Origin of the sequence: Salmonella sp. SAL4457 (assembly GCF_046548235.1) — a bacterium.
GTDB classification, from domain to species: domain Bacteria; phylum Pseudomonadota; class Gammaproteobacteria; order Enterobacterales; family Enterobacteriaceae; genus Salmonella; species Salmonella enterica.
Genome location: NZ_JBGDZO010001166.1, coordinates 1 through 243 on the forward strand (window position 1 = coordinate 1; position 243 = coordinate 243).

A 243-nucleotide genomic window follows, 5' to 3' on the forward strand; every position below is an offset into this window, starting at 1 on the left:
GTCCTCGACAAGCATCACGCGGGCCTCGACGACATCAAGGATCGCATCCTCGAGTTCCTCGCCGTGGGTAGTTTCAAGGGCGAGATCGCCGGCTCCATCGTGCTCCTGGTCGGCCCGCCGGGAGTGGGCAAGACCAGCATCGGCAAATCCATCGCCGAGAGCCTCGGCCGGCCGTTCTACCGTTTCAGCGTCGGCGGCATGCGCGACGAGGCGGAGATCAAGGGCCACCGCCGCACCTACATC

At 65.8% G+C, this 243-nt stretch carries 1 protein-coding gene; it reads left to right on the forward strand.

Features of this window, described 5'->3' with window-relative positions:
* On the forward strand, positions 1-243 hold a 243-nt coding region (locus tag ACLJNW_RS27845), incomplete at both ends, for an AAA family ATPase (RefSeq protein WP_410961823.1).